The 25,291-nt window shown below is 42.9% G+C and carries 21 protein-coding genes; 6 read left to right on the top strand and 15 right to left on the bottom strand.

The features are described 5' to 3' along the window. Position 1: 1 nt before the first annotated feature. Both PO830_RS04050 and surE read right to left on the bottom strand, forming a co-directional pair. Positions 2-301 (bottom strand): hypothetical protein, encoded by a 300-nt coding sequence (locus PO830_RS04050; RefSeq protein WP_272852248.1) that lies wholly within the window; start codon positions 299-301, stop codon positions 2-4. Further along, positions 286-1,065, bottom strand: a complete 780-nt coding sequence (surE, locus tag PO830_RS04055) for a 5'/3'-nucleotidase SurE (RefSeq protein ID WP_272852249.1) — start codon at positions 1,063-1,065, stop codon at positions 286-288. Before surE ends, PO830_RS04050 begins: the two co-directional genes overlap by 16 nt. A 208-nt stretch (positions 1,066-1,273) precedes the next feature. Here surE and PO830_RS04060 point away from each other — a divergent pair, with 208 nt between their 5' ends. Both PO830_RS04060 and PO830_RS04065 read left to right on the top strand, forming a co-directional pair. Further along, entirely contained in the window at positions 1,274-3,406 is a 2,133-nt protein-coding gene (locus tag PO830_RS04060; protein ID WP_442870050.1) for a carboxy terminal-processing peptidase, read from the top strand. A gap of 50 nt (positions 3,407-3,456) precedes the next feature. Next, positions 3,457-4,560, top strand: a complete 1,104-nt coding sequence (locus tag PO830_RS04065) for an ABC transporter permease (protein ID WP_272852251.1) — start codon at positions 3,457-3,459, stop codon at positions 4,558-4,560. Here PO830_RS04065 and PO830_RS04070 read toward each other — a convergent pair. The 6 genes from PO830_RS04070 to PO830_RS04095 form a co-directional block, all read right to left on the bottom strand. Continuing rightward, on the bottom strand, positions 4,557-5,840 hold the full coding sequence (locus tag PO830_RS04070) for an HlyD family secretion protein (RefSeq protein ID WP_272852252.1): 1,284 nt from the start codon (positions 5,838-5,840) through the stop codon (positions 4,557-4,559). The two genes, PO830_RS04065 and PO830_RS04070, sit on opposite strands and share 4 nt — an antisense overlap. A gap of 298 nt (positions 5,841-6,138) precedes the next feature. Next, the gene (locus tag PO830_RS04075) at positions 6,139-8,334 is read right to left on the bottom strand and encodes a peptidase domain-containing ABC transporter (protein WP_272852253.1); all 2,196 of its coding nucleotides are present in this window, start codon (positions 8,332-8,334) and stop codon (positions 6,139-6,141) included. Positions 8,335-8,940: 606 nt separating this feature from the next. Further along, positions 8,941-10,566 (bottom strand): vitamin K epoxide reductase family protein, encoded by a 1,626-nt coding sequence (locus tag PO830_RS04080; RefSeq protein WP_272852254.1) that lies wholly within the window; start codon positions 10,564-10,566, stop codon positions 8,941-8,943. A 173-nt stretch (positions 10,567-10,739) separates the two neighbouring features. Then, the gene (locus PO830_RS04085; protein WP_272852255.1) at positions 10,740-11,681 is read right to left on the bottom strand and encodes a hypothetical protein; all 942 of its coding nucleotides are present in this window, start codon (positions 11,679-11,681) and stop codon (positions 10,740-10,742) included. 118 nt (positions 11,682-11,799) lie between these two features. Further along, the gene (locus PO830_RS04090; protein WP_272852256.1) at positions 11,800-12,540 is read right to left on the bottom strand and encodes a LytR/AlgR family response regulator transcription factor; all 741 of its coding nucleotides are present in this window, start codon (positions 12,538-12,540) and stop codon (positions 11,800-11,802) included. After that, positions 12,533-14,398: a tetratricopeptide repeat-containing sensor histidine kinase gene (locus tag PO830_RS04095; RefSeq protein WP_272852257.1), complete on the bottom strand. Its 1,866-nt coding sequence runs from the start codon at positions 14,396-14,398 to the stop codon at positions 12,533-12,535. Before PO830_RS04095 ends, PO830_RS04090 begins: the two co-directional genes overlap by 8 nt. A 114-nt stretch (positions 14,399-14,512) precedes the next feature. Here PO830_RS04095 and PO830_RS04100 point away from each other — a divergent pair, with 114 nt between their 5' ends. Continuing rightward, positions 14,513-15,319, top strand: a complete 807-nt coding sequence (locus PO830_RS04100) for a DNA/RNA non-specific endonuclease (protein WP_272852258.1) — start codon at positions 14,513-14,515, stop codon at positions 15,317-15,319. A gap of 2 nt (positions 15,320-15,321) precedes the next feature. Here PO830_RS04100 and rodA read toward each other — a convergent pair whose 3' ends face one another. The 6 genes from rodA to purH all read right to left on the bottom strand — a co-directional run bounded on the left by rodA (position 15,322) and on the right by purH (position 22,404). After that, on the bottom strand, positions 15,322-16,578 hold the full coding sequence (rodA, locus tag PO830_RS04105) for a rod shape-determining protein RodA (RefSeq protein WP_272852259.1): 1,257 nt from the start codon (positions 16,576-16,578) through the stop codon (positions 15,322-15,324). A 2-nt stretch (positions 16,579-16,580) separates the two neighbouring features. Continuing rightward, the gene (gene mrdA, locus PO830_RS04110) at positions 16,581-18,443 is read right to left on the bottom strand and encodes a penicillin-binding protein 2 (RefSeq protein WP_272852260.1); all 1,863 of its coding nucleotides are present in this window, start codon (positions 18,441-18,443) and stop codon (positions 16,581-16,583) included. After that, entirely contained in the window at positions 18,443-18,949 is a 507-nt protein-coding gene (locus tag PO830_RS04115; protein WP_272852261.1) for a rod shape-determining protein MreD, read from the bottom strand. Before PO830_RS04115 ends, mrdA begins: the two co-directional genes overlap by 1 nt. Next, positions 18,939-19,763: a rod shape-determining protein MreC gene (gene mreC, locus PO830_RS04120; RefSeq protein ID WP_272852262.1), complete on the bottom strand. Its 825-nt coding sequence runs from the start codon at positions 19,761-19,763 to the stop codon at positions 18,939-18,941. The genes PO830_RS04115 and mreC overlap by 11 nt, the downstream gene beginning before the upstream one ends. Before the next feature lie 11 nt (positions 19,764-19,774). Further along, positions 19,775-20,809 (bottom strand): rod shape-determining protein, encoded by a 1,035-nt coding sequence (locus PO830_RS04125; RefSeq protein WP_272852263.1) that lies wholly within the window; start codon positions 20,807-20,809, stop codon positions 19,775-19,777. Between the two features lie 62 nt (positions 20,810-20,871). After that, positions 20,872-22,404: a bifunctional phosphoribosylaminoimidazolecarboxamide formyltransferase/IMP cyclohydrolase gene (gene purH, locus PO830_RS04130; protein WP_272852264.1), complete on the bottom strand. Its 1,533-nt coding sequence runs from the start codon at positions 22,402-22,404 to the stop codon at positions 20,872-20,874. 128 nt (positions 22,405-22,532) lie between these two features. Between purH and PO830_RS04135 the strand changes: the two genes are divergently transcribed. Next, the gene (locus PO830_RS04135) at positions 22,533-23,789 is read left to right on the top strand and encodes an ABC transporter permease (protein ID WP_272852265.1); all 1,257 of its coding nucleotides are present in this window, start codon (positions 22,533-22,535) and stop codon (positions 23,787-23,789) included. Here the strand turns inward: PO830_RS04135 and PO830_RS04140 are convergent, their stop codons facing one another. Then, positions 23,790-24,245 (bottom strand): GAF domain-containing protein, encoded by a 456-nt coding sequence (locus tag PO830_RS04140; protein WP_272852266.1) that lies wholly within the window; start codon positions 24,243-24,245, stop codon positions 23,790-23,792. An 80-nt stretch (positions 24,246-24,325) separates the two neighbouring features. Between PO830_RS04140 and xrtF the strand changes: the two genes are divergently transcribed. Both xrtF and PO830_RS04150 read left to right on the top strand, forming a co-directional pair. After that, a complete protein-coding gene (gene xrtF / locus PO830_RS04145) occupies positions 24,326-24,877 on the top strand; it encodes an exosortase family protein XrtF (protein ID WP_442870045.1) in 552 nt (183 codons plus the stop codon). Then, positions 24,870-25,289 carry an exosortase F system-associated membrane protein gene (locus tag PO830_RS04150; protein WP_272852268.1) on the top strand — a complete coding sequence of 140 codons (420 nt, stop codon included), beginning with the start codon at positions 24,870-24,872 and terminating at the stop codon, positions 25,287-25,289. Before xrtF ends, PO830_RS04150 begins: the two co-directional genes overlap by 8 nt. Positions 25,290-25,291 lie beyond the last annotated feature (2 nt).

The raw sequence follows: 25,291 nt of genomic DNA on the forward strand, positions 1-25,291 counted from the left end.
CTTACAAGAAATAAATTAAATATGCGATAATGGCTGTCATAAAGGTAGCCAACAATACGCCTCGCGCGCGATATTCTCGATTAATTTTCAGAAAACCGAAAAAAGCAAGTAGGTTGGGGAGGGCTCCCAGGCTTAAGATCATCCATAGCGAACCTGAGCGTTGATAAAAAGTTAGGGTTTCCATAAAGGGAAGTCCCTTCGCCATAGCAATTAGCGACACGCAAATCATCACCCCTATCGTGGTGGCGATGACCCCTACGAGCCATCCAATTCCTATTTCTTTCTTCATGTTAAGTCCCATGCATTAATATCTTTGATGGCGTGATGTGCGGTAAGATCAAATTGCACCGGTACCACAGAAACATAGCCGTGTCTCAATGCCCACTCGTCGGTATCCTCACCTTTGTCTTCATTCACAAATTCACCCGTCAGCCAGTAATAGTCGCGTCCTAAAGGATTGGTGCGTTTATCAAAATTCTCAATCCAATGGGCATTCGCCTGTCGGCATACTTTGATTCCTTTTATTTCGGAAGCTTTTAATTTGGGAAAATTCACATTTAAGACCACTCCTTTGGGCATGCCGTTTTCCAAACATTCTTTGGCGAGTTGTCGCACATATTTTTTGGTGGCTTCAAAATTGGCTTCCAGTGAATAATCCAATAATGAAAAACCTATGGATGGAATTCCCAGCGTACCGGCTTCCACCGCGGCGCTCATGGTTCCGCTATAGATCACGTTGATAGAGGAGTTGCTTCCGTGATTGATGCCGCTCACACAGAGATCGGGTTTGCGCTTCAAAATTTCGTTAACGGCTAATTTCACACAATCGACTGGCGTGCCACTGCAGCTAAATTCTTTCTGGGGCGCGTTCTCGGTGATCTCCACCTTATCACAGTAGAGGGTGTCGTTAATGGTAATAGCATGTCCCATTCCGCTCTGAGGCGAATCAGGGGCTACCACGTAGACTTCTCCCAATTCGTTCATTACCTCAATCAGGGTTCGAATTCCGGGGGCGGTGATGCCATCGTCATTGGTTACTAAAATCAGGGGTTTTTTTGTAGGCATAATTCAGAAGTATCTTTTGCTAAAATACAATTAAAGCCCTACTTTTTCGTTGCGATACCGAAGGTTTTACAGAAGCTTTAAATTTAGAGGAGATCCCCTGTCATTTGGAAGTATCTGTTTAACAAAAAATTAGTACCGGAATAGCGAGTTGGCACAGTTTTTTATATAATTTAGTCAACTCCCATAAATGAGAACGCATATGCAAATGATGAAACGAAATTTGAAGATATTATTGTTGGCCGTATTCGTGGCGGCCGCTTCGTGTAGCTTTACTACGAAATCGTTTGACGATCCCGATAAAGACAAACTACTGATAGACCTGATTACTTACGTTTTAGAAAAGGGTCATTACAACCCAAAAGATATGGATGACGCCTTTTCCGAAGGCGTTTACGAAGACTTTATAGAGGCGCTCGATCCCTTGAAGCGTTATTTTTTAGCATCCGACATAGAATCGTTTGAAGCGTATAGAACCGACATAGACGATCAATTAAAGGCGAAGGACCTCACCTTTTTCAACTTGGTTTTTGAGACCTATCAAAAGCGAATGAACGATGCCAAAGGATTTTATAAGGAAGTGTTAGCCGCTCCATTCGATTATAATGCTAGTGAATCTATAAATGTTGATTACGACCAATTGGCGTATGCAGGTTCTAAGAAAGAATTGAAAGAGCGTTGGAGACAACAATTAAAATTCTCTACCATTGGAAATTATTACGATCTGGTAGAAGAAAATGATACCAAAACAGAAGAGGAAGATGGTTATGAGCGAAAGACTGAAGCCAGCTTAGAGGAGAAGGCGCGCACCACCACCTTGAATTCATTAGATGAGTATTTTGATTTCACCGATGACCTCGAGCGCAAAGATTATTTTGCCATCTTCCTGAATAATATTGTGGAAGAATTTGATCCCCACACCAACTATTTGGCACCACCGGATCGCGACCGATTCGACCTTCGCATGAGTGGTAAGTTGGAAGGTATTGGCGCTAGACTTCAGAAAAATAACGACAATATCAAAGTGGTAGAGGTCATTAGCGGTGGTCCCGCGTGGCGCGGTGAGCACATTGAAGTGGGAGACATCATCACCAAAGTGAAACAGGAGGATGAAGAGGAGCCCATCAGTATTGTGGGAATGCGTTTAGACGATGCCGTACAATTGATAAAAGGCCCTAAGGGAACTTCAGTGACGCTAACGATCAAAGCGGTGGATGGAAGTATCAAAGAAGAAACCATTGTGAGAGATGTGGTAGAATTGGAAGAAACCTATGCGAAATCTACCTTAATTGAGAAGGAGGAGAAGAAATTCGGACTCATAAACTTGCCGCAATTCTATTTCGATATGCAAAATTATACCGAACGTAATGCAGCCAAGGATGTGAAAAATGAGATCGTTCGACTCAAGGAAGAAGGAATGGAAGGTCTTGTTTTAGATTTACGTGGAAACGGTGGAGGTTCATTACAAACGGCAGTGGATATTGCAGGTCTGTTTATAGAACAAGGTCCCGTAGTACAGGTTGCTTCAAACGGAAGACGCAAAGAAGTACTGGAGGATAAGGACAAGTCGATTGTATGGGACGGGCCCCTTGTTATCTTGGTCAATGAACTGTCTGCTTCAGCTTCGGAAATCTTAGCCGCCGCCATGCAAGATTATAAGCGCGGTGTGATCATCGGAAGCAAACAGTCTTACGGAAAAGGAACCGTTCAGAACCTAATCGATCTGAACCAATGGCTTCGAAAAAATGACTTAGGCGATATGGGTACCTTGAAGATTACCACGCAGAAATTCTATCGTGTGAATGGTGGATCAACTCAATTGGAAGGTGTAAAGAGTGATGTGGTGATGGCCGACCGATACAGTTATATCGATATTGGTGAGCGCGATTATGACAATCCGTTACCCTATGATAAAATTAGTCCGGCTGAATATGAGGCCTGGGATGGTTATATCGATTACGAAGCAACCATCGAGAAGAGCAAAGAACGGATGGCGAAAAGCGATCAATTGCGATTGATTGAAGAGAATGCTTTATGGATTAAGAAACAGCGAGATGAAACCATCGTGCCGCTTAATTTTGCAGAGTACAAGCGTCAGTTAGAAGAGCGTCAGCAAGAAACAAAAAAGTTCGATGCAATTGACACCTACGACAACCAATTGAGCTATAATTCATTGCCTTACGAGATGGAAATGATGCGTCAGGACACCACCCTTCGCGAGAAAAGAAAGCGCTGGCATAAAAATCTGGCAAAAGATATTTACGTAGAAGAAGCTGTAAATGTCCTAGAAGATTTGAAACTGAATAATATTCGCAACGGAAAAATGGCAAAAGTGAAAGATTAGAGCGGGTTGATAGGGATAAGTAACAGCTGCATTTTTGTTACCTTTATCCTGTGAAAAAAGCAACCTCCTTATCCCGTATAGCGCTCCAAAAATTCAAGCGGAATTTTTGGGGCGTTTTTAGTTGTTGCTTTTTAGTGGTTTGTGTACTCACTGCTATTTTTGCCTACGCCTTGGCACCAGACGACTCAGAGAACGCCAATCAAATGCATCTTTCCATACACTCAAAATCACCTGGTTTTCAAGCTACGGTCCTCACCATTCCGTCAAAAGTTCCTGAGGAATCTTCCAGTCTGGCCACTTTTTTTATGGGGAAGAAAAATACCGCTAGCGAAGTTCCCATCAATTCGTATTCGCTTACTTCGGAAGGCATTGCGATTGAAGAATATAACGAGGAGGGAGAAGGACTCCAGAAAGAATATGCGCTTGATCAATTTCCGAAGGCAGTTTCCGTAGAAGACATTCCGAAGCACTACATAGCGAATACCAAATTCCTGTTAGGAACCGATAAATACGGTCGGGATCTTCTCAGCAGAATGCTCATCGGCATTCGTATCTCACTCTCCATTGGCTTTGTAGCCGTCTTTATTTCTCTCATCACTGGCATTACGCTAGGAGCGATGGCGGGCTATTTTGGCGGGAAAGTAGATGCCGCCATTATGTGGCTTATCAATGTTACCTGGTCTATTCCTACCTTGCTCTTGGTCATTGCCATCACCCTCGCCTTAGGAAAGGGTTTTTGGCAGGTCTTTATCGCGGTGGGGCTAACGATGTGGGTGGAAGTAGCGCGTGTGGTTCGGGGGCAGGTCATGAGCGTTAAACGGATGCAGTATGTAACGGCCGCCACAGCCTTGGGATTTGGACATTTTAGAATTATTTCAAAACACATTCTACCCAATAGTCTGGCGCCGGTGATCATTATTTCAGCGGCCAATTTTGCGGCAGCCATCTTAATTGAAAGCGGATTGAGTTTTCTGGGAATAGGCGCGCAACCTCCTATGCCCAGTTGGGGTGGCATTATCAAAGATCACTACGCCTATATCATCTTAGGAAAACCGTATCTCGCCTTGGTACCGGGCGTAGCAATCATGAGTCTCGTGATGGCCTTTATGCTTATAGGAAATGCGCTTCGCGACGCGTTGGATGTTCGCAATTAACTATCAAATATTCCTCGTAATTGATAGAAAAATCGTTCTAACAAACGCAAATCTTCGGTAATGATTTCGGCCGTACCATTCATTTCGTTACGAAACGGAATTTCAATCTGATAAGAGGTGATCAATTCGGAATCTAACTGCGCCTTCACTAAATAGTATCCTTCTTCGTTGGGAATAGCAGACATCGAAGCCACACTAGCGGTAAGCATTCCGTATTCAGTTTCCGGAAAATTAAGCAATTTGATGTGTACTTTTTGTCCGGTTTTGATCTTTCCCGAATTTTGAATGGGCGCTTTGATGGTGGCGAAATAGTGCTGATCTCTATCTGGAATTACTGTGAAGAGCAGCGTTCCTTGAGGAACGAATTGTCCTTCGGTCCAATTATCCATAAACGAAACACGGCCCGAAACATCTGCGGTCACGGCATAGTTTAGTTCCCAGGTCCGAATAGCATCCTTGAGATTGGTAAAAGATTGAATCAGGTTTTTGAATAGCCTGGTTTCCTCCATTTTATGATTGATTTTACTGTCTTTAGAATTCTGATAGGTTTCATGTAGTGACTGTTTTAATTGCGATAAGGATATGTCTAGATTGTTCAGGTTTTTTTCCTTTTCCAAGAATTGAAGTTGTTTGATTTCATATTCATTGAGAGATATAACCCCTTTATTATAGAGCTGTTCATTCCGGGCGAATTCTTTTTTAGACAAAGCAAATTTCTGTTGGTCAATTACTTTCTGGTTTTCTAAACTTGCAATGCGAAGTTGTATTTCCTTTTCAGACAAATAATACCCTTGCGCTTGGTTTGCGTACGGATTAAGCGATTGATTAAGGGAATAATCGATATAGTCTTTTTCAAAAACCGCGTAGTCGGGTGCAATATCACCTAAGGAAAGAAGAGGTAGTCTTTCTAACGGAAAAACAAACCGTTCTTGCTGTAGTGTGATGGTATCTAAAATATGCTTTAGCTGCAGGACATCGGTAAGATTCGCTGTGTTTTCCATAACCGCCAAAAGGGTGCCTTCCGAAACAACTTCTTTATCTTGTACTAGTATGGACGTAATTTTAGCCGCGGTAGGAGCATATTGTTTTTGTGGGGGTTGATTCGAGGTAACGATCGCTTCCGAAGCAATGACATCGGGGTATTTGATAAACCAACTAAAAGCGAAAAAAAGGACGATGCAGGCAATGATCAAGGCATTTCCCCAAATAATCATCCAGTGCGGAACTTTGGTTAATATGTCTTGAACTGCTTCGCTACGAATATTTTGTTGTTGTGGCATTGGGAGTGATTTTAAGTCGCCCGCTAGTGCGAGCGACTTGATTACTATTTTCTGCTTATGGACAAGCTACACTTCCTGGTTGACATTGTGGTTGCGCACATGAGGTGCTGCATCTCGTACAGCGTCCCGCTTGATTTAAGCAATTTAATTTTCCACCCAAAATGGCTTCCATTTGTTTGGAAGAAAGGGCGGTTCCTAATTTTGAAATGTTTTGTAACATAATTCTAAGTTTATTGGTGTTACTTATAAGCGAACAGTTAACGACAGTCGCAATTTCTGTCGGTTCTTGCAAGAAATATCATGTGCCTAGTTCTAACTGGTTTTTTACGAGTTCAAAATAGCTTTGTTGTTGTGCCACGAGTTCTTCGTGCGTGCCTTTTTCAATGATTTTTCCTTTGTCCAATACCACGATCTGATCGGCATTTTTCACGGTGCTCAATCGGTGGGCGATTACCACTACTGTTTTATTTTCGAAAAAACGATTTAGGTTCTCCATGATCTTTTTTTCGTTATTGCTGTCTAAGGCGGAAGTAGCCTCATCGAAGAATAGAAAGTCAGGGTTTTTATACACGGCTCTCGCAATGAGCAACCGTTGTTTTTGTCCGGTACTCAACCCCACGCCTTCCATGCCTATTTTGGTGTTGTAGCGCAACGGAAGACTTTCAATATGTTCTTTGATCTGCGCTACTTCCACCGCATGTTCTAATCGCTCATAGTCAATATCATCTTCGCCAATGGCGATGTTTCCGGCAATGGTATCGTTAAAAATATATCCCTCCTGCATGACCACACCGCAGTGTTGGCGCCAAACTTTATTGGAGACTCGATTCAAATTATGTTCTCCTACGGAAATACTACCTTCTTGTGGTTCATAGAATTTTAGAAGCAATTTCATCAGAGTAGTTTTACCGCTTCCGCTCACCCCTACAATGGCCGTGATTTTATTAGCCGGAATGGTAAGAGAAAGGTTTTTTAAAACCGAATCGGCAGCACCGGTATATCGAAAGCTTAGATTTTTGAGATAGAGGTCTTCTTGTAGCGGAATTTCAGTAATAGCGTGTGTATCCTTGGTGGTCTCATCTTCTTTGTTGTGGATTTCACCGAGGCGTTCCAACGAAATTTTAGCGTCCTGCAGCTCTCGAACAAACCCAATAAATTGTTGAATAGGCGCGTTGAGTTGCCCCACGATATAGGTAATGGCCAGCATCATCCCTAGGGTGATCTCTCCTTGCACCACTAGCGTGGCTGCGATCATCGTGATCAAGATATTTTTTAGTTCATTGATGAGCGATGACCCAACGCTTTGGTATTGTTCTAACGCAAGGTTTTTAATAGAAATATTGAAGAGTCTGGCCTGTACGTGTTCCCAGTTCCAGCGTTTTTGTTTTTCGGCGTTGTGCAGTTTGATCTCCTGCATGCCATTAATCATTTCAATGACTTTGCTCTGTTCTGTACTGGTTTGTGAAAAGCGTTTGTAATCAAGTTCCTTTCGCTTCTTTAGAAAAATAAGGATCCAGGAGAAGTAGATGAGACTACCTACGAGAAAGATTCCGAAGATGGTGCCACTATAATAGGCCAATACCGCGCTAAAAATGATAAAAGTAACCATCGAAAACACCGTGCTCAACGAAGAAGTGGTAAGAATGCGTTCGATGCGTTGATGGTCGTTGATGCGTTGCATGATATCGCCCGTCATTCGGGTGTCAAAAAAGGCGATGGGCAAATCCATCAGCTTGATGAAAAAGTCGGATATAATAGAAATATTGATTCTCGTACTGAGATGCAACAAGATCCAGCTACGAATTACTTCAATGGTACTTCTTCCAAGGAATAGCGCTACTTGCGCGAACAAGATGAGGTAGACAAAGTTAATATCCTGATTTCGGATCCCTACATCCACCACGCTTTGGGTGAGAAAAGGAACGACAAGCTGTAACAAACTTCCAGCCAGGAGGCCAAGAATAAGTTGAAATAAAAATTTCTTGTATTTGAACACGTACTGAAACAGATACGTGAACCCAAATTTTTTGGATTCGTCTTCCAGTTCTGTGTTGAGGTCTTTAAAGCGTGGGGTGGGCTCGATGAGCAATGCGATTCCTTCTTGTGTTTCCTGATCGGCATTTTTTCCGATCCAACAATTGATAAATTCTCGTTCAGTAAAGGTGGCGAGGCCATGTGCAGGGTCTGAGATATAATAGTTCCCTTTTCTAATCTTATAAAGCACCACATAATGATCTTGATTCCAATGTAGAATGCAGGGTAGGGTTGCTTCGGAAAGGGTTTCTGCGGAAAGTTTTACGCCCAGCGTTCTAAATCCGAGTTTTTCCGCGGTATCGCTCAATGCCAACAGGGAACTCCCTTCACGGGTGGTTTCACTCAAGCTTCTCAATCGCTGAAGCGAGAGGTTTTTTCCGAAGTGTTTGGCAATAATCTTAAGACAGGTGGGGCCACAGTCTTTGGCGTCGGGTTGTCGGTATGTTGGGAATTTTTTCATTGGAAAAAACAGAGTAAAACGAAACGTTTTACCCTGTAAATTTGATTAAAGATCTTGCCCCGGGTCAATTATGCATTGATAAGTACATCCGTTTCTTGAATAGACTGGACCACAATGGCCGCCAGTTCCTCCACAGGCAATTATACATTGCTCGAAACCAGTGCAGGGAAAACTGTTGCCAGCAAAAGTTTGTGAAAGCTCCTGCTTACTTAATTTTTTGACTTGATCTATATTTAAAATGTTCTTTAACATGATGTAAAATTTTAAATGAATATTTCCTCATCATTTATTGACGCTGAGGGGTGCGTCACACCTATTACCTAAAGCAACGAGGGTTTGCAGGGACACTCCCTGACGGGCACGATCCTGAAGCCGGCACGATAACACAATAGGTTGGGAAATCACAACGACATCCGCCGCCGTTCACGTCCGAAAAGCAATTATCTCCACCGCCTTTCACATCGCGTAGTTCATTGGCACTCATTTCGTTAGTGCCTTTTGTTTTTAAAAGATTTTTTAACATGATTAAAAATTTAAATTGATAAGATTCCACGACACCTTTAGAGACACGCGTGGGGTATGTCTGCTCTTCGCGAAAAGATATTGTTAAGAAGCTTTTAATGTGTTTTGTTGCGCTTCTGCCTCTTCTAGATAGGCCTGCGTTAATTCTTCAATAAACCACGCCAGGTCGGTTCTGTCGTATTGCTTTGGAAAGGCTTGATCGTTGAGATACAGCGCCGGAGTAAAATTGATCTGATGTCTAGAGCACCATTCGCGCTGCGCCTCGATCACCGTATCGTAAGCTGGGTTAAAATGAATGGATTGTGCTTCCACCCAGGCGGGTACATCCGCATTTTCAGAATATAACCGATGCAATTCTTTCCAGGCGGCTGCAGGGCTTTGAGTATGGTAAATATGAAGAAGTTGGGAAGAAATTTTCGTGAGCATACTCTCTTTTGCTTCCGCATCTGCATTGAATCGAATTCGTAGTGAAACCTGTTCGGGATGTTGCTCAAGAATTCCTGCGAGGTCTTGATGTGCTTGTTTACAGAAAATGCATAACGGACTTGTAACTAAGGTAAGCTGTACTGCCGCGTCCGGATTTCCGAATTGTAATTCGTTGGGAATGATAGGATTTTCTGCGAGGGGTGCTTCTTCCTGCAACGCTGCTTGAAAAAACGAGAAATTTCGTTTGAATTTCGTATGTGCCACATTTAGCTTGGCGAATTCTTCTTGTTTAATAAGTAAGGGTTTCAGCATCGCCCATAGCATGGCGGAAAAGAAGACGATACCCAACACGAGTAATACGGCTGATGGCGAAGGAGTCAAGATCCTTTCCGAAGCAACAAAAAACACAGACAGTGCAGCCTGGAGACTCAATATTCCGCCTAATGCCAAACAAAGAGGGCACCATTTTTTCACCACAACGGCCTGATAGTACACAGAATAAATCACGATAGGAACAGCCAGCATCGATAGGATGCCCCAAACGCCCCAAAACGCATCACCAAGAACCATTGCGATCCATCCGCTTGCAATCATTCCGAAGAAATAAACAAAGCTAACATCGCTCAGTTTGATTCCGAAGGGCAGCGTGGCCCCTTTAGAGCCTAACACGGCATCACAGCTCGCTTTTTCTGAAAAATTACAGAGCTTTTGAGTCGCCTGAGAGTGAAAGCCCAACTCATGTCTAACAATGAGTCCTGCCAGTAATACGCCAAGAAAGCTGAAGGCGTAAAAGCTGGCCGGATATACTGATGGAACTGAGTAAAAGAAGAAACCCGTCAATCCTAGAAGTACTGCAATCACTCCCCAGTGAATCCTTCTGGAAAGCGGGTTTTTTGTTGATTCTTTTACCGATTCGTCTTTTTCTATTGCTACCAAAATACCGTTCCATCTCGTTAGAAAAACCTCTTCAGTCAGCCAATAAGCGGAGTTTTCATCGGTAATTTTGAGTTGTTCTCCTCGCTTTTCAACGAGACTTAGCGTATCTCCGGTTTCGCTGGATAATACGCCAAGGAAGGAGGAGGGGAGTTGCTCCAAATTTTCTTTGGTGGTAGGCATTTTAAGCGCTGCATTTGGAATCGAAAAGTGATCTAATACTCCTACAATAGCATGCAAACTAGGATAGGAAGGGTGACTTGCCAGTTGAAATTTTAATTCATCTTGGTGAATGTTGATGTGATTAGTAAGCAACAATTTTTTTAGCAGGGAGTGCATTGCAGTTTTCATATGAGAAGAATTTAATATTGATTTCTCTCTAAATTCTTCCTTTTTAAAAGGACAAACAATACACATTGTAAAAGCGTAGCCTTCTATTTCATATTCGTAAAGATCTTCAAATACAGAAAATAAAGCCGCCCCATAATGGGGCGGCTTGGTTACTGACGAAAAGCTTTTATAATTTAATCTAATAAGTCGGTAAAATCAATTCCACTGTATTGGCCGCCGTAAAAGCATGGGTCATCGAGTTGCGCAAAAGGATTTCGTTTGGGTCGCGCCACAATGATATTATCGTTGTTTAAAACGTAGGTGTTGTCTACAGAGGCAACCGCATGTGTAACACAACCATTGTAATGGGCGCACACCGGGTTTCTTCCATCCGAACCACTAATACCGCCGCTTTGTCCCGTGTAGGTTCGTAGAATACCGTTGTTCCAATTGGCTGTGGTAAGCGGATGCGCTGTTGAGGTGAGTTCAAAAGAACCGTTTAGGTTCAGACCATTGGGGAAGTACAGTTCGGTACAGTTATCATCAATCATGTAAGAGATAAATACATCTATTGCGGCGAGAATTGCAGGATCATTATTTCCATCATTGTCATCAAACGATTTCATTTGTGCCGGACCAACATAGCTAACGGAGGTATTGTCTAAGAGGTCTGGTGCCGAATTCCCACCGGGAGGAACGGGAGGAAACCCAGGGTCTTCCGGTTCATCATCGGGATCGGGACGCGTCCCTTCTATGTAATAGTAAAGGTAGTCTTTAAAAGCGGCGTTAAAGGCCGGATAGTTGGAGTTATCACCGATGAGTATGTTTAAATTCACAGTGTTGTTCATAAGGCCTAACGATTGAACCAGTTGACTCCTTCCGGTTGTATTATAACGAATGATTTTAGCGGTAATAAAGGACGTCCAATGAAGGCGCTTTTCGAAGGTAGCTGTTTCATTTCGTTGTTTAGACATGGGTCCATCGGTTTCAATGATGGTCGATGGAGAATCTTCATTCGACGTTTGCTGTATGAGTTGCTGTGTGTCTGTTGATGCTGGAACAACTTCTTGTTCACAAGCGATCATAGAACACAACACAACAATGATAATAACAAGGAGTGGGAGTGATTTTTTCATAATTAATAGTTTTCTGATTCTCTCAAATATGCGGTGCAATCTACGATTACACAAGCTATACTACAGATGCGTAGCAATTGGATGTAAATTCGTATTAAGGCATTTCATATTTGGATTATTATGCAAATATTCTAGCCAAAGTGTAATCTTTTCGTCTGCTTGAAACCGGTACTTTAAAGTCTCGCTTCACAACGAGCGTACCATTTTTGTTGTATCGTAGTACGTGTTTTTTATTGACCATATACGATTGATGGCATCTTACAAAGGTGGTTTCAGACACAATTTCTTCCACCTGCTTAAGGGATTTAGAAACCATAATAGTTTCTCCTTTTAAGGTGTAAAAGGTGGTGTAGTTTCCTTCCGATCGGCAATACAAAATATCTTCTTCATAAACGGCGTACACGGTATCTGTAGTTTTTAGTATAATTCGCTTCTTCTCAACACCTCGAAAATACTCTCCAGAAATCTCCAACAACTTTTCTATTTGATCTTCCTTTTTGTGGGTGTCAATCGCCTTTCTTACAGCTTCGTCGAATTCAAAATCGTCTATAGGTTTCAACACATAATCCAAGGCGCCCGCTTTAATGGCTTTGATCGCATGCTGGTCGTACCCGGTAATAAAAATAATATCAAAAGAAACAGAAGGTGTTTTTTCTAGAAGGTCGAAGCCTGTACCATCCTCCATGTTTATATCTAAGAAAAGAAGTTCGGGATTCAAGGTTGCTATGGCTTCTAAGCCTTGTGAAACGCCGGATGCTTCCCCAACAATTTCGATGGCATGTGCAAATCGTTGCGTCACTTTCTCTTGAATGGCATTTCGGAATAGCGGTTCGTCGTCGATGATCAGTGCTTTAATCATGTTCTGAATTTTTTGTAGGGATGAGAAAGGTAACAATTACTCCGGGTTCCTCGGGATTTAAGTCACGCTTATTTTTCGTTTGTAGTCCCCGTCCAGTCGTTTTCCGAAGAAAACTGTGAATCAAGTCAGTGGCGGTAGATGTTTTATCTTTTGAAGTAGTTTGAACATCGATTCCGCGACCGTTGTCTTCAATTTTACAACTAAGAAATGAGTCCTCTAGTGTCAAACTAATTTGAATTCTTCCCTGATATCCAATATTCTGAAATCCGTGCTCGATACAATTTTCAACAATGGGTTGTAGCAACATAGGCGGAATAAATATAAAATCGTCCTCTGACAAGGAAACTAAATTAAATTGATATGTGAACTTCTCTGGCGTGCGCAATAATTGAAGTTCCAGATATTCTCGAACCGCAGTTAACTCTTTCTCTAGTAAAACGTAACTGTTGGTGGAATTTTCCAGGATGAGTCGTAGTAATTTAGAAAACCCCAAAAGGTACGAGGTGGCGCGTTCTGGTTCGGTGGTTACTTGTTGCTGAATCGCATACAGGGTATTAAAGGTAAAATGTGGATTCATTTGTGAGCGCAACAGCTGTTGCTGCATCTGAAGGCTTTTTCGTTCAAAACGTAATTGACGCTGGCGATACCACAGATATCCAATAATTGAAGCTAAGATGAGACCAAAGATCGCTACATACAATCCTATCCGTAATTCTATATTTCTAATTTCGCTGAGTTGCTTTTCTCGCAGTAGCCTTTTTTCGTTTTCGTTGGCGTTACTTAGTGCCACCAGTTCCTTCTCCATTTTCTTTTCGTACTGAAGGTTTTGGTATTTTTCAAGCGTATCTAGATTTCTTAAAAGAAGGTCTATATTTTTGTCGGTTGCTGTCGCTAGTTGAAGTTCATACTTTAAGATGCTATTGCGCAGTTCTCTATTGATATTGTGAATTCCAATGAGACGAACAGAATCTAGGTATTTTCGAGCATCTAAATATGCCTCTTTCCATATAAAAGCTTCCGCCAGATTTGCATACCCTCGTGCCAAGAGACTCTTACTGTTTGAGGGAAGTGGAGTAATCTTTTTAGTGGCTAACAGCGATTTCTGATAATCAGTAATTGCGCTATCAAAGTCGCCATCAAGAAAATGATAGACTCCTAGCGTTCCATAGAGTTGACGCTCCAGGTCGGGCGACAGGGTCCAATTGCTTTTTTGAATACTGTCTAACACAACCAATGCATCTTTGCTTCGGTTTGATTGATGGTACAAGAGCTTCGCCTGAGTGAGTAAGGCAGAGACCAAGGCTATTGTGTCTTTATTCTGTTGTAACAACTCAATTTTCTGTTGATTGTAAAAAACCGCCTTGTCAAAATTTGCTGCTGTTTTGTAGGCTTCCGAAAGGTAATATAACCCATGTGCCCTTAACCTATTATCGTCAGCAGGAATTACTTCCAGATAACGTTCCCCAACGGCAACCGCGTTTCCGTATTCCCCAAGATCTAAATAGGCCTTGAATGCGTGATTGAAATAATGAACCACATATAGATTCCGCAACGGTTTTTTGATCAGATAGATGGATTTCTGAAAAGATTCAGCCGCGCGATTTAATTCATCAGTATCTAGTAGCCTCATGCCTTGGAGGTCATAATAACGCGCCTGAATCGAATCTGGAAGCATTTTTGTCCGACTCATGATGCGCTCGATCGAATCTAGATAAATAGGTAATGAATCGGAGGGTGTTCTATATGCCTTGCTTTGAAGGTCCCAAAGTTCATTATACGAAAACTGCGAGTCTTTTCTTACGTTTTCGCAAGCCATACATAGGCTCGCCACGAATAGGATGATGGTTAGTATTCGCATAACTCAAACTTAGAAAATAAAACAGGACCAAGCGTTCTTTCCGATGAGAATTTACCTTTCGTTCAAATAGGACAAAGAGTTGCACAAACCCATATTTCAACGTAGGTTTGTGTCATGCGTTCTCGGCTTCTGTATGTGTTCCTTTTCGTTGTTATTGTTTCCGGATTGTACTTGGCGGAACGTTATATCGATTCCAATAATATCACGCTCAACCCAGAGGTTTCTGAAACTACGTCCCTTAAAATAGTGGGGGAACAACTACTTCCGGAGAGTACTACTCGAACCATTATTTCGCATCAATTCTATACCCTCTCTTATGTGGAAAGTCACGAACAAGCCGAATGGGTTGCGTACGAATTGAGACCAGAACATATTTCCGACCAAAATCATAGCAGACCCAATTTTGAAATGGATCCAAAGGTACGATCCCGTTCTGCTCATTGGAACAACTACAAAGGTTCGGGGTACGATAGAGGCCACCTCTGTCCCGCAGGGGATCGGCGTTTTTCTTCCCAGGCGTATGAAGAAACCTTTTTCACCAGCAATATCAGTCCGCAAAACCATGACTTCAATTCGGGAATATGGAACCGCTTAGAACAAAAAGTTCGTCGATGGACAGAAGACAAGGGTGCGCTTTATGTCATCGTTGGTGGTGTGCTACGCAACGAATTACACGCAATAGGCCGGGAAGCGGTGTCTGTGCCGGAGGCATTTTATAAAATCGTGCTGGCAACTGATGGAGAAAGCTATAAGGTCATTGCATTTCTGATTCCGAATCAACCGAGTAGTCGCTCGTATTTTGACTATACTGTTTCCGTAGATGCTTTGGAAGCCGTGACGGGAATTGATTTCTTTCCGAAGCTGACCGATTCCATAGAACATCCACTGGAAGCGACTGTAGCAACTACCTGGTGGCAATAGCCTTATTTGTAAAAGGTGTTGGACGCATCGAGACGTACGAAAATAAATAACAAAATGGTAAAGCCCCAAAGACCGGAACCTCCATAGCTAAAGAAAGGGAGGGGGATTCCAATGGTGGGTAACAGCCCGGTTACCATACCAATATTCACAAAGAAATGGATAAACAATATAGCGGCAACACTGTAGCCATATATCCGGTTAAATTGTGCCTTTTGCTGTTCAGCTCTGCTTAAAATACGAACAATGAGGAGTATAAACAGTACAATAACTACCATACTTCCAACAAAGCCCCACTCTTCTCCCACAGTCGTAAAAATATAGTCGGTTTGCTGCTCCGGCACAAAATTTCCTTTGGTTTGGGTACCTTGGGTCCATCCTTTTCCGGTCCAACCGCCACTTCCTATAGCGATTTCACTTTGATTGGTGTTGTAGCCTATTCCTTGGGAATCGGTTTCTTTTCCCAGTACAATATTGAATCGATCGCGATGGCGTTGTTCAAATACATTGTTAAAGATATAATTCACCGAAAAAGCGAAGCCAATACAGATCACACTTATGAGTCCGTATCGCACTAAGTTAGGGCGTTTTTTTCTTCGCCAAAAAAACACAAAGGCTGCGATGAGCACAATTAAGATGGAAATCCAGGTGGTTCCTAAGATGAGTGTTCCGAAGAATAGCGCCGCCGCAAAGAAGCCTAATAATAGATAGATAAAATGAAGTCCTTCTCGATACAGTGGAAACAAGAAGGCGGCGTATACTAAGGCACTTCCGGGATCGGGCTGTGGAATAATAAACAAAGCCGGAAGCGCGATTATTATAAAGGCTTGTAGCTGGTGCTTGTAACTCTTGATGTTTGTTTGAATATCACTAATGAACTTCGCTAACGCCAATGCTGTTGCTGCTTTCGCAAACTCACTGGGCTGAATGGAGGCCGGCCCCAAGGCATACCAACTGGTAGCCCCATTGATGTTTTTTCCGAGCACGAATAGCCCTAAGAGTGACACCAAAGAAACGAGATAAATGATACTTCCGAAGCGGTTGTAGAACTTTGAATCAAGTGCAAGTACTACGACAATGAGCAAGACACTAAGCCCAATCCATAAGAGTTGTTTTACGTATTCTTCCTGAAAGGAACTAAACGGCTCAATGGCCTCGTTGGCAGAAGCACTGTAGATATTGATCCATCCAATGGCCACCAGAGCCAGATACAGGAAAATAGTAATCCAATCGTACTTGACATATTCTCCTCTTGGATTCACTACTATTGGTTAATTTTAAAGGGTTCGCCACTGTATGGTTTCGCGTATTCATCCATGAGGCTACCCTCTAGCACGTACTTTTCAAGATCTGTTCGGGTGATCTCTCCCTTTATGTATTTTTCGATCATGAGACTCGCGATCTTCCCGGCCCACCGACTTCCCCAATAGCCATTTTCAACAAAAACGGCAATGGCAATTTTTGGGTTGTCTTTCGGAGCAAATGCCACAAAAACTGAATGGTCGGTTAGCTGCACGCGCTTGCCGTCAATCTTCGTATAGTTTTCAGCCGTTCCTGTCTTTCCGCAGATCTCAATTTCCGGAATCTTAAGACTAGAAGCGGTTCCATAGCGATAGACATCGTGCATTCCTTCTACCACAGGCTCAAAATGTTTCGCATCAATAGTGGTGTATTGTTTTTTATTGTATTCCGAAGGAATCGTATCCACCCCCTTGATATTCTTTATGATGTGCGGTTTTATATACCAACCCCTATTGGCAATAGTAGCCGTGAAATTAACCATCTGCATCGGAGTTAAACTTACCTCTCCTTGACCGATAGCGTTGGAAATGGTTGCTGTAGCATACCAGTTACGTTCTGGATACCATCGATTGTAGTAGGTAGAGTCGGGAATGAGGCCTTTACTACCGATAGGAAGGTCGTATCCCAAATAATCTCCTAACCCGAAACTTTTAAGGTGGTTGTGCCAGTTTTGAATGCCTTCCTGCGGACTCGGATACTTCTCAATAGTTCTTCGATACACCGTACAGAAATAGGCATTGCAAGAATTCGCAATACCGCCTTCCATAGCGAGCGGCGTAACATGGCTGTGACATCCTAATTTTCTACCACGTCCATAAACGTAGCCATGCGGGCAATACACTTTTTCCTTGGTATCTATAACACCTTCCTGCAAAGCGATGAGTCCGGTGAGAGTTTTAAAAGGAGACCCTGGAGGGTATTCGCCTTTGAGAACACGGTCAAACAAGGGTCGCGCAATAGTATCATACCAGAGCCTCGTAAAATTCTTAGATCGCTCTCTTCCTACCAGCAAGGCCGGATCGTAATTTGGAGCCGCAACTAGCGCCAATATTTCTCCGCTAGAAGGCTCTAAGGCAACAATACCGCCGCGCTTGTTGATCATCAGTTCTTCTCCGTAGGACTGAAGTTGCGATTCAATAGTTAGCACAATGTCTTTTCCCCGTTCGGGAAGGGTGTCAAAAGCTCCGCCTTTATACGGCCCGATCTCACGATTGAAGCGGTCTTTTTGGGTATACTTTACCCCTTTAACACCACGTAAGACATCTTCATACTGCTCTTCTACACCTTGCATACCAATAAGGTCTCCCATGCGATAATACGGGTTGTTTTCAATGATGCGGTTGTTTACTTCGGCAATATACCCTAACACATTCGCCGAATGAGCGATCTGATAATCTCGAAGCGATCGTTTCTGAATATAAAAGCCTTCGTACTTGTGCATTTTTTCTGATAAATACGCGTATTCGGCTTTGGTAAGCTGTGGAATAACTACCGACGGAAGGCGAGGCGAATAGACTCGGGCCTTCTCGAGTTTGGTGATAAACTGTTCTTTTGTTAGTTTCAGCAGTTTGCAGAATTCTAAGGTGTCTAAGGGTTTTACCTCTCGCGGAATCACCATGACATCGTAGGAGGGCTGGTTAGATACCAGAAGCTTTCCGTTACGGTCAAAAATATAGCCGCGTTGGGGGTAATCGTATTGAATTTTAATTGCATTGTTTTCCGAAAGCTTGTCAAAGGAAGTATCGTAAATCTGCAAATAGAAAAGCCGTGACGCGAAGACCACGCCGCTAACAAGTACAAGTATAAGTAAGAGTAACTTTCGCATTAGCTGTTTCTACTAAAGATAAGAATTACAGATTGAATAACAAGGATACTAAAGAGGCTATTGAACAACGTAGATTGCAGGATCAAAAGTATATGAGAAACGTTAAAAACCTCCATTGAAAATAACACCAAATGATGGAGGAACACGAAAATAGAAATAAACGTAAGTTGTTGTGATAGAGCTCCTTTACTGACGCGTACGGCGTTGTATTCATAGCTCACTCCAAAGGAAAATTTAAGCAACCACGGTCGCACCCATGCGACGAACACGGAAGCCGCTGCATGAACCCCACCAGAATCCCCAAAAATATCAACGAATAACCCAAGGAGAAAGCTCAAAACGATGAGCAAGCTCTTGTTCCCAGTAAAGGGAAATAACAGGATGAACAGAAGATAGAGGTAGGGGTTTATATACCCTAAAAAGTTGATGTGATTGAGCAGCAATACCTGAAGTAGCAACACTATGATAAAGCGGGAAAGGTTGGTAATAATTTCGCTATTCTGCATCCTCCACGGTGGTTTCTAGTTGCCGGATTTCTTGTAGATCACGATTCTCAATGATGTAAACGTGATCCAAATTGGTCATGTCATTAAATAGTGTAACCGTTAGATCGTAATAGGATTCTCCCTGCGCCAATTGGTAGGTGGCTACAGTACCTACCAAAATACCTTCCGGAAAAATGGTAGAGCGACCTCCTGTAACCACGATATCGCCTTCCGCTACGGGCGCGATACGTGGAATATCGATAAGCGTTACTTCGGAAGGGTTCTTACCTTCCCAAACCACCGTTCCAAAATGACCCGATTTTTCCAGTTTGGCGTTAATCTGACTTTCGGTATTCAAAATCGATTGGACGGTCGCATAGTTCGCAGAAACACTACTAACGATGCCTACTACGCCTTGAGAAGAAATAACACCCATATCAATTTCAAGGCCGTCATTTCGTCCCTTATCAATCGTAATATGGTTTTTCGTTTTCGCGTAATAATTGTTGATCACCCGGGCACTGGCAAAGGCGTATGGACCATCAGGCGGCAAGGAGTCGATAGCGCTACTGTCGGATGCTATACGCGAGCCCAGCAATTGTCGTAATCGCCGGTTTTCTTCAAGCAGCAACGCATTCTGATCTTCCAGGCCAAAATAGTCGGTGATACCACTTTTAATAGTGTAGACGCCTCCGCTGAAAAAATTCGCAGAGGTCATAAATTTGTTGTTGTGATAGGAATGAGATTGTACGGTAAAGAAAAATGATATCGCAAATAAAATGACAAACAACAGAAAGTTCTTATTCCGTATAAAGAAAAATAGGATCTGTTGCATGGGGTCGCTGCTTATTGTTTACCGATCAATACACTTTTGTATTTGTTGAGGTTCTTAAGGCAAATCCCGGTACCGCGAACCACCGCTCGCAAGGGGTCTTCAGCGATATAGACGGGAAGGTCTGTTTTTTGCGACAACCGCTTGTCTAACCCACGTAGCATCGACCCGCCTCCGGCGAGATAGATCCCGGTATTGTAAATGTCGGCAGCCAATTCTGGGGGTGTTTGCGAAAGCGTTTCCATTACGGCATCTTCGATACGCAAAATAGATTTGTCCAGTGCTTTTGCGATTTCACGGAAGGAAGTCTGAATCTGCTTCGGTTTTCCGGTTAATAAATCTCGGCCCTGAACGGCCATTTCTTCCGGGGGAAGTTCGAGATCTTCGGTAGCAGCCCCAATCTGAATCTTAATTTTTTCCGCAGTACGCTCTCCCACATACAGATTGTGTTGGGTGCGCATATAATAGATAATATCATTTGTGAAGACGTCTCCCGCGATTTTAACCGACTTATCACAGACGATTCCTCCTAAAGCGATCACAGCAATTTCGGTGGTTCCTCCTCCAATATCAACCACCATATTACCCTTCGGCTGCATGATATCAACACCAATACCAATAGCGGCGGCCATAGGTTCGTGAATCAGGTAGACCTCTTTTCCGTTCACCCGTTCAGCACTTTCTTTTACTGCACGCATCTCTACTTCGGTGATTCCGCTAGGAATACAGATAACCATCCGAAGGGAAGGGTTGAGCCATTTCTTTTTCAAGGCAGGAATGTCTTTGATGAACATATTGATCATCTTCTCACTCGCGTCGAAATCGGCGATCACTCCATCTTTCAAAGGGCGAATCGTCTTAATATTTTCATGGGTTTTTCCCTGCATCATAGACGCTTCCCGTCCTACGGCAATAATCTTTCCGGTAGTGCGATGTCTGGCAACGATAGATGGGGCGTCCACCACTACTTTATCATTATGGATAATCAAGGTATTGGCCGTCCCTAGGTCGATCGCAATTTCTTCGGTTAGGAAATCAAAAAATCCCATAAATCTTTCGGTGTAATAGGTTTGTCTTTGTAATGCTTGCTATTCCAACAAATGTAACAATTTTAGTGTTTAAAATGACGGGTCCCGGTAAATACCATAGCGAGGTCATTTTCGTTGCAATAATCAATGCTCAGCTGATCTTTTATCGACCCCCCCGGCTGAATAACGCTGGTGATTCCGGCATTGTCTGCAATTTCTACACAATCTGGGAAGGGGAAGAACGCATCGCTCGCCATTGCAGCACCTTGCAAATCAAACTTGAAGTGATTCGCTTTGTCGATGGCTTGACGCAACGCATCTACTCTGGAGGTTTGCCCGGTTCCGCTGGCACAAAGTTGCTTGTTCTTGGCCAACACGATCGTATTCGATTTGGTGTGTTTGCAAATTTTGGAAGCAAATAACAAATCCTCTAACTGTTTTTCAGTGGGTTTATTGTGGGTCACTTCGGAAAGTCCGTTTTTGTCATCGGTTTTACTATCTCGTTCTTGTACTAAGGTGCCGTTAAGACAGGTTCTAACGAGTTTTGAAGGAAGTGGGGTTTCCTTCTGAACCAGCAAAATCCTGTTCTTTTTTCCCTTGAGAATTTCGAGCGCTTCGGAAGCAAACGAGGGAGCGATCACCACCTCACAAAACAAGGAATGAATTTCTTCGGCGGTCGCCTTGTCGATCTCAGTATTACTGATGAGAATCCCTCCGAAAGCAGAAACCGGATCGCCCGCCAGCGCATCGACATAGGCTTGGTGAAGCGATTCTCGCTGCGCTAGACCGCAGGCATTATTGTGTTTTAAAATAGCAAAGGTGGGGGCTTCGCCGGTAAACTCGGCCATGAGATTCACAGCAGCATCTACGTCTAACAGGTTGTTGTAACTTAATTCTTTTCCGTGGAGCTTATCGAACATGGCTTCGAAATCTCCATAGAAATACCCTTTTTGATGTGGGTTCTCCCCATAACGAAGAGTTTTTCCCTTGCTCTCACTTAGCTTGAACGCATCGATTTTTTCGTCTTTATTGAAGTAATTGAAAATGGCGGTGTCGTAATGCGATGATATCTGGAAGGCCTTTGCGGCGTAAAGCTTTCGCTGTTCCAAGGTGGTACTTCCTTCCTGTTCTGAAAGCAGGGTTAAGACCTCCTGGTAGTCGTCGCGACTCGAGACACATAAGGTTTCCTTGAAGTTTTTAGCAGCCGCTCGAATTAACGAAATACCTCCGATATCAATTTTCTCAATAATTTCCTGTGCACTGGCGTCGCTCGCCACTGTTTTTTCAAACGGATACAAATCTACGATCACCACATCTAGCTGCGGAATGCTGTATTTCCCAATTTCTTTTAAGTCGTCTTGATGATCTCCACGGTATAAAATCCCTCCAAAGATCTTGGGATGCAATGTTTTTACACGACCTCCTAATATGGAAGGATAATCGGTAAGCTCCTCTACCGGTACCACTGGAATGCCTAGCTCTTTGATGAATTTTTCGGTACCGCCGGTAGAATAAAGGGTTACTCCCTGATCATTCAGTTTTTTGACAATGGGTTCTAAACCATCCTTGTGAAATACCGAAATTAGCGCGGAAGTAATCTTTTTGGAGTCGCTCATGAAAAGTGATTTATTCGTTAATACTGCGTAAGATAGGTGCAAAAATAAACAATAAAGGGAGATTTTTGTAACATTGAGACGCATAAAAAGACCTATCTTTACCTTGCGCCATAAACCGGTTTTTCTCTATGTTGATCTATCTTCGTGTTTTAAAAGAAAGCTTCAATTTTGCGATCAACGCGCTTAAAAATAATAAGCTGCGCACCTTTCTTTCGTTAGTTGGAGTGACTATTGGTATTTTTTCCATTATCGCGGTACTCGCTGCTGTAGATTCCCTCAAAAAAGAGATTGAGGGCAGCATAAGCTCCCTCGATAACAGCACCATTTTTGTAGGTCGGTTTTCCTTTGGTCCTACCGATGTTCCTCGTTGGAAATACGAGCAGTTTCCCGATGTTACCTATGAAGAATATCAATATTTAAAACGGAATACACCCAATTTGTATGCCGCTTCCTACACCCTTAATGTGGCTGCGGAAACCGTAAAATATCAGGACAAATCGGTGGGTAACGTAGAAATTGGTGCGGTGACTGAAGAATATTACGATATTGAGGCGCTGCAGATTGCTGAAGGACGATTTTTTAACGAGCCGGAATCCATTAGTGGTGCTCCGGTGATTGTATTGGGAGACGAAATCGCACAGACCCTCTTTGGGTCGGGTCCGGAAGCCATCGGGAAGAAAGTAAGACTCTACGGTCGTAAGTTCAACGTGATTGGGGTGCTGAAGAAGGAGGGGAGTGGTCTCTTCGGAAATAGTAAAGACACAGCAGTGTTTCTACCGGTAAATATGGTGCGTAAGATTTATGGTGTTAACAACAAAAATCTTTTTCCATTCATTGTTATCAAACCCGAAAAGGACGTAGATCAAGCCGAATTTATCGCCTTGCTCACTCAAAAATTACGACAGATGCGAGGCCTAAAGCCTGATGAAATTGACACCTTTTTTGTCAACCAATTACAAGGATTTGCCGATTTTATCGATAACATCACAGGGCAAATGAATGTCATCGGACTTATCATTAGTGGGTTTTCGTTGCTTGTTGGTGGGTTTGGTATTGCCAATATTATGTTTGTGAGTGTCAAGGAGCGCACCAACCTCATTGGAATTCAGAAATCGCTAGGTGCCAAGAATAAGTTTATTTTATTTCAATTCCTCTTTGAAGCAGTGATTTTGGCGGTGATAGGTGGGTTAATCGGACTCTTCTTCGTGTTTATCGTCTCGTTAATCGCGTCACAGTTTACTGGGGATTTCGAATTTGTATTATCTCCCTGGAACCTCTTCCTGGGAACGGCTATTTCGGCAGTCATCGGACTGGTTTCCGGGATTCTTCCGGCCATATCGGCCTCGCGATTAGATCCCGTAGAGGCCATTCGAACAGGAATGTAATTATAAGATCTTCGCGACTTCAGCGTTCACCCAAACCAGAAATTCTTCGTCTTCCGGAGAAAACGGATCAGCCGTGTGCGAATCAATGTCAATCTGACCCATATTTATTCCGTCCTTAAACAAGGGAATCACAATTTCAGCTTTTACATAGATACTACACGCTATGTAATTGTTTTGCGCCTTTACATCAGGAACTACAAAGTTCGCATTGCTTTCGGCCACCTGCCCGCAGATCCCTTTTCCGAAGGGGATTTCAGTATGATCGGTAGGCTCTCCCGCAAAGGCTTCCAAATGCAGTGTTTTGGTGTCGTGGTTGGCAAAGTAAAAGCCTACCCAGTCATAATACCCGATGCGTTCCTGCAATAATACACACACCTCTGTAAGTCGGTCATCAACCGATTTCTTGGGTTGTTGCAATAAGGTAACTACTTCTTTTTTTAAGATATCGAATGGCATGTGCGAATTTTTTGTAAATGTATTTGAAAAGGGACGCTTTTGCCAATTCGGAATGCTGTATTTTTGTTAAAAAGCCTCTGTTGCGAACGATATTCAGAAAATACAAATCGGTGCTCCTTTTTTTGGGGTTGTTCTTTGGAAGTTATCTAGTGCTTAGTGGGTTGTATGGTGGGTATCTCCATCTTTCGGAAGAAAGTGCCTACAAACCCGATCTGATCACCCACCTTGTGGCCAAACAAAGTACAGCGGTCATTCGTGTTTTTGAGTATGAGGCTATGGTAGCACCCCATCCCGATAAGCCTACGATGAAGTTGTATGTAAATGGCGACTATTTAGCGCGTATCATCGAAGGGTGTAATTCGGTGAGTATTATTATATTATTCATGGCATTTGTCATCGCATTTGCCCAACAATGGAAGAAAACGCTGCTTTATCTGTTGACCGGAGCCGTTTTAATATACAGTGTCAATTTAATTCGTATTGCAGTCTTAGCGATTGCTCTTTACGAATATCCGCAGCATGCCTCTTGGTTACACGGCATCGTTTTTCCCGGCCTGATCTACGGAATGGTGTTTCTACTGTGGATCGTTTGGGTGCGACAACTCAAACCTATAGCCAACAAGCATGAATAAACTCCTCAGAATTTTCGTTGGGATTATAGCGGTGCTAGTACTCGTGGCTATTCGTGCAAGGGCGCCACAGCTATTTTACGATCCTTTGATCGCCTATTTTAAATCGGGTCATTTATCGCAATCGCTTCCGCAGATAGAGCTATGGAAGTGGGGGCTGCATATGGGAGCACGTTTTTGGTTGAATAGCGTGATATCACTTCTGCTGTTGTGGGCACTCTTTCAAAAACGAGGCGTGCTGTTACTCTCATCTTTGTTGTATATCGTTTTATTTATCGTGGCCATGGTGTTACTCATCGTGTTGTTGCATCTGGAAACACCATCCACCGGGGTAATTTTCTATGTACGCCGATTTTTGATTCACCCTGTCTTAGTCTTGTTGTTAATTCCGGCGTTTTATTTTCAGCAGCGATAGCA

This window comes from Altibacter sp. HG106 (assembly GCF_028561755.1).
Lineage (GTDB): Bacteria > Bacteroidota > Bacteroidia > Flavobacteriales > Flavobacteriaceae > DFVG01.

What these genes read in the sequence shown, in the direction of transcription:
- PO830_RS04085 (WP_272852255.1), bottom strand. Translation starts at nt 11,681, where the DNA reads ATGAAAAAATCACTCCCACTCCTTGTTATTATCATTGTTGTGTTGTGT.
- surE (WP_272852249.1), bottom strand. Translation starts at nt 1,065, where the DNA reads ATGCCTACAAAAAAACCCCTGATTTTAGTAACCAATGACGATGGCATC.
- PO830_RS04100 (WP_272852258.1), top strand. Translation starts at nt 14,513, where the DNA reads ATGCGTTCTCGGCTTCTGTATGTGTTCCTTTTCGTTGTTATTGTTTCC.
- mrdA (WP_272852260.1), bottom strand. Translation starts at nt 18,443, where the DNA reads ATGCGAAAGTTACTCTTACTTATACTTGTACTTGTTAGCGGCGTGGTC.
- PO830_RS04090 (WP_272852256.1), bottom strand. Translation starts at nt 12,540, where the DNA reads ATGATTAAAGCACTGATCATCGACGACGAACCGCTATTCCGAAATGCC.
- PO830_RS04115 (WP_272852261.1), bottom strand. Translation starts at nt 18,949, where the DNA reads ATGCAGAATAGCGAAATTATTACCAACCTTTCCCGCTTTATCATAGTG.
- PO830_RS04125 (WP_272852263.1), bottom strand. Translation starts at nt 20,809, where the DNA reads ATGGGATTTTTTGATTTCCTAACCGAAGAAATTGCGATCGACCTAGGG.
- PO830_RS04080 (WP_272852254.1), bottom strand. Translation starts at nt 10,566, where the DNA reads ATGAAAACTGCAATGCACTCCCTGCTAAAAAAATTGTTGCTTACTAAT.
- PO830_RS04070 (WP_272852252.1), bottom strand. Translation starts at nt 5,840, where the DNA reads ATGCCACAACAACAAAATATTCGTAGCGAAGCAGTTCAAGACATATTA.
- PO830_RS04050 (WP_272852248.1), bottom strand. Translation starts at nt 301, where the DNA reads ATGGGACTTAACATGAAGAAAGAAATAGGAATTGGATGGCTCGTAGGG.
- PO830_RS04150 (WP_272852268.1), top strand. Translation starts at nt 24,870, where the DNA reads ATGAATAAACTCCTCAGAATTTTCGTTGGGATTATAGCGGTGCTAGTA.
- PO830_RS04135 (WP_272852265.1), top strand. Translation starts at nt 22,533, where the DNA reads ATGTTGATCTATCTTCGTGTTTTAAAAGAAAGCTTCAATTTTGCGATC.
- PO830_RS04140 (WP_272852266.1), bottom strand. Translation starts at nt 24,245, where the DNA reads ATGCCATTCGATATCTTAAAAAAAGAAGTAGTTACCTTATTGCAACAA.
- mreC (WP_272852262.1), bottom strand. Translation starts at nt 19,763, where the DNA reads ATGCAACAGATCCTATTTTTCTTTATACGGAATAAGAACTTTCTGTTG.
- PO830_RS04095 (WP_272852257.1), bottom strand. Translation starts at nt 14,398, where the DNA reads ATGCGAATACTAACCATCATCCTATTCGTGGCGAGCCTATGTATGGCT.
- purH (WP_272852264.1), bottom strand. Translation starts at nt 22,404, where the DNA reads ATGAGCGACTCCAAAAAGATTACTTCCGCGCTAATTTCGGTATTTCAC.
- PO830_RS04060 (WP_442870050.1), top strand. Translation starts at nt 1,274, where the DNA reads ATGAAACGAAATTTGAAGATATTATTGTTGGCCGTATTCGTGGCGGCC.
- PO830_RS04075 (WP_272852253.1), bottom strand. Translation starts at nt 8,334, where the DNA reads ATGAAAAAATTCCCAACATACCGACAACCCGACGCCAAAGACTGTGGC.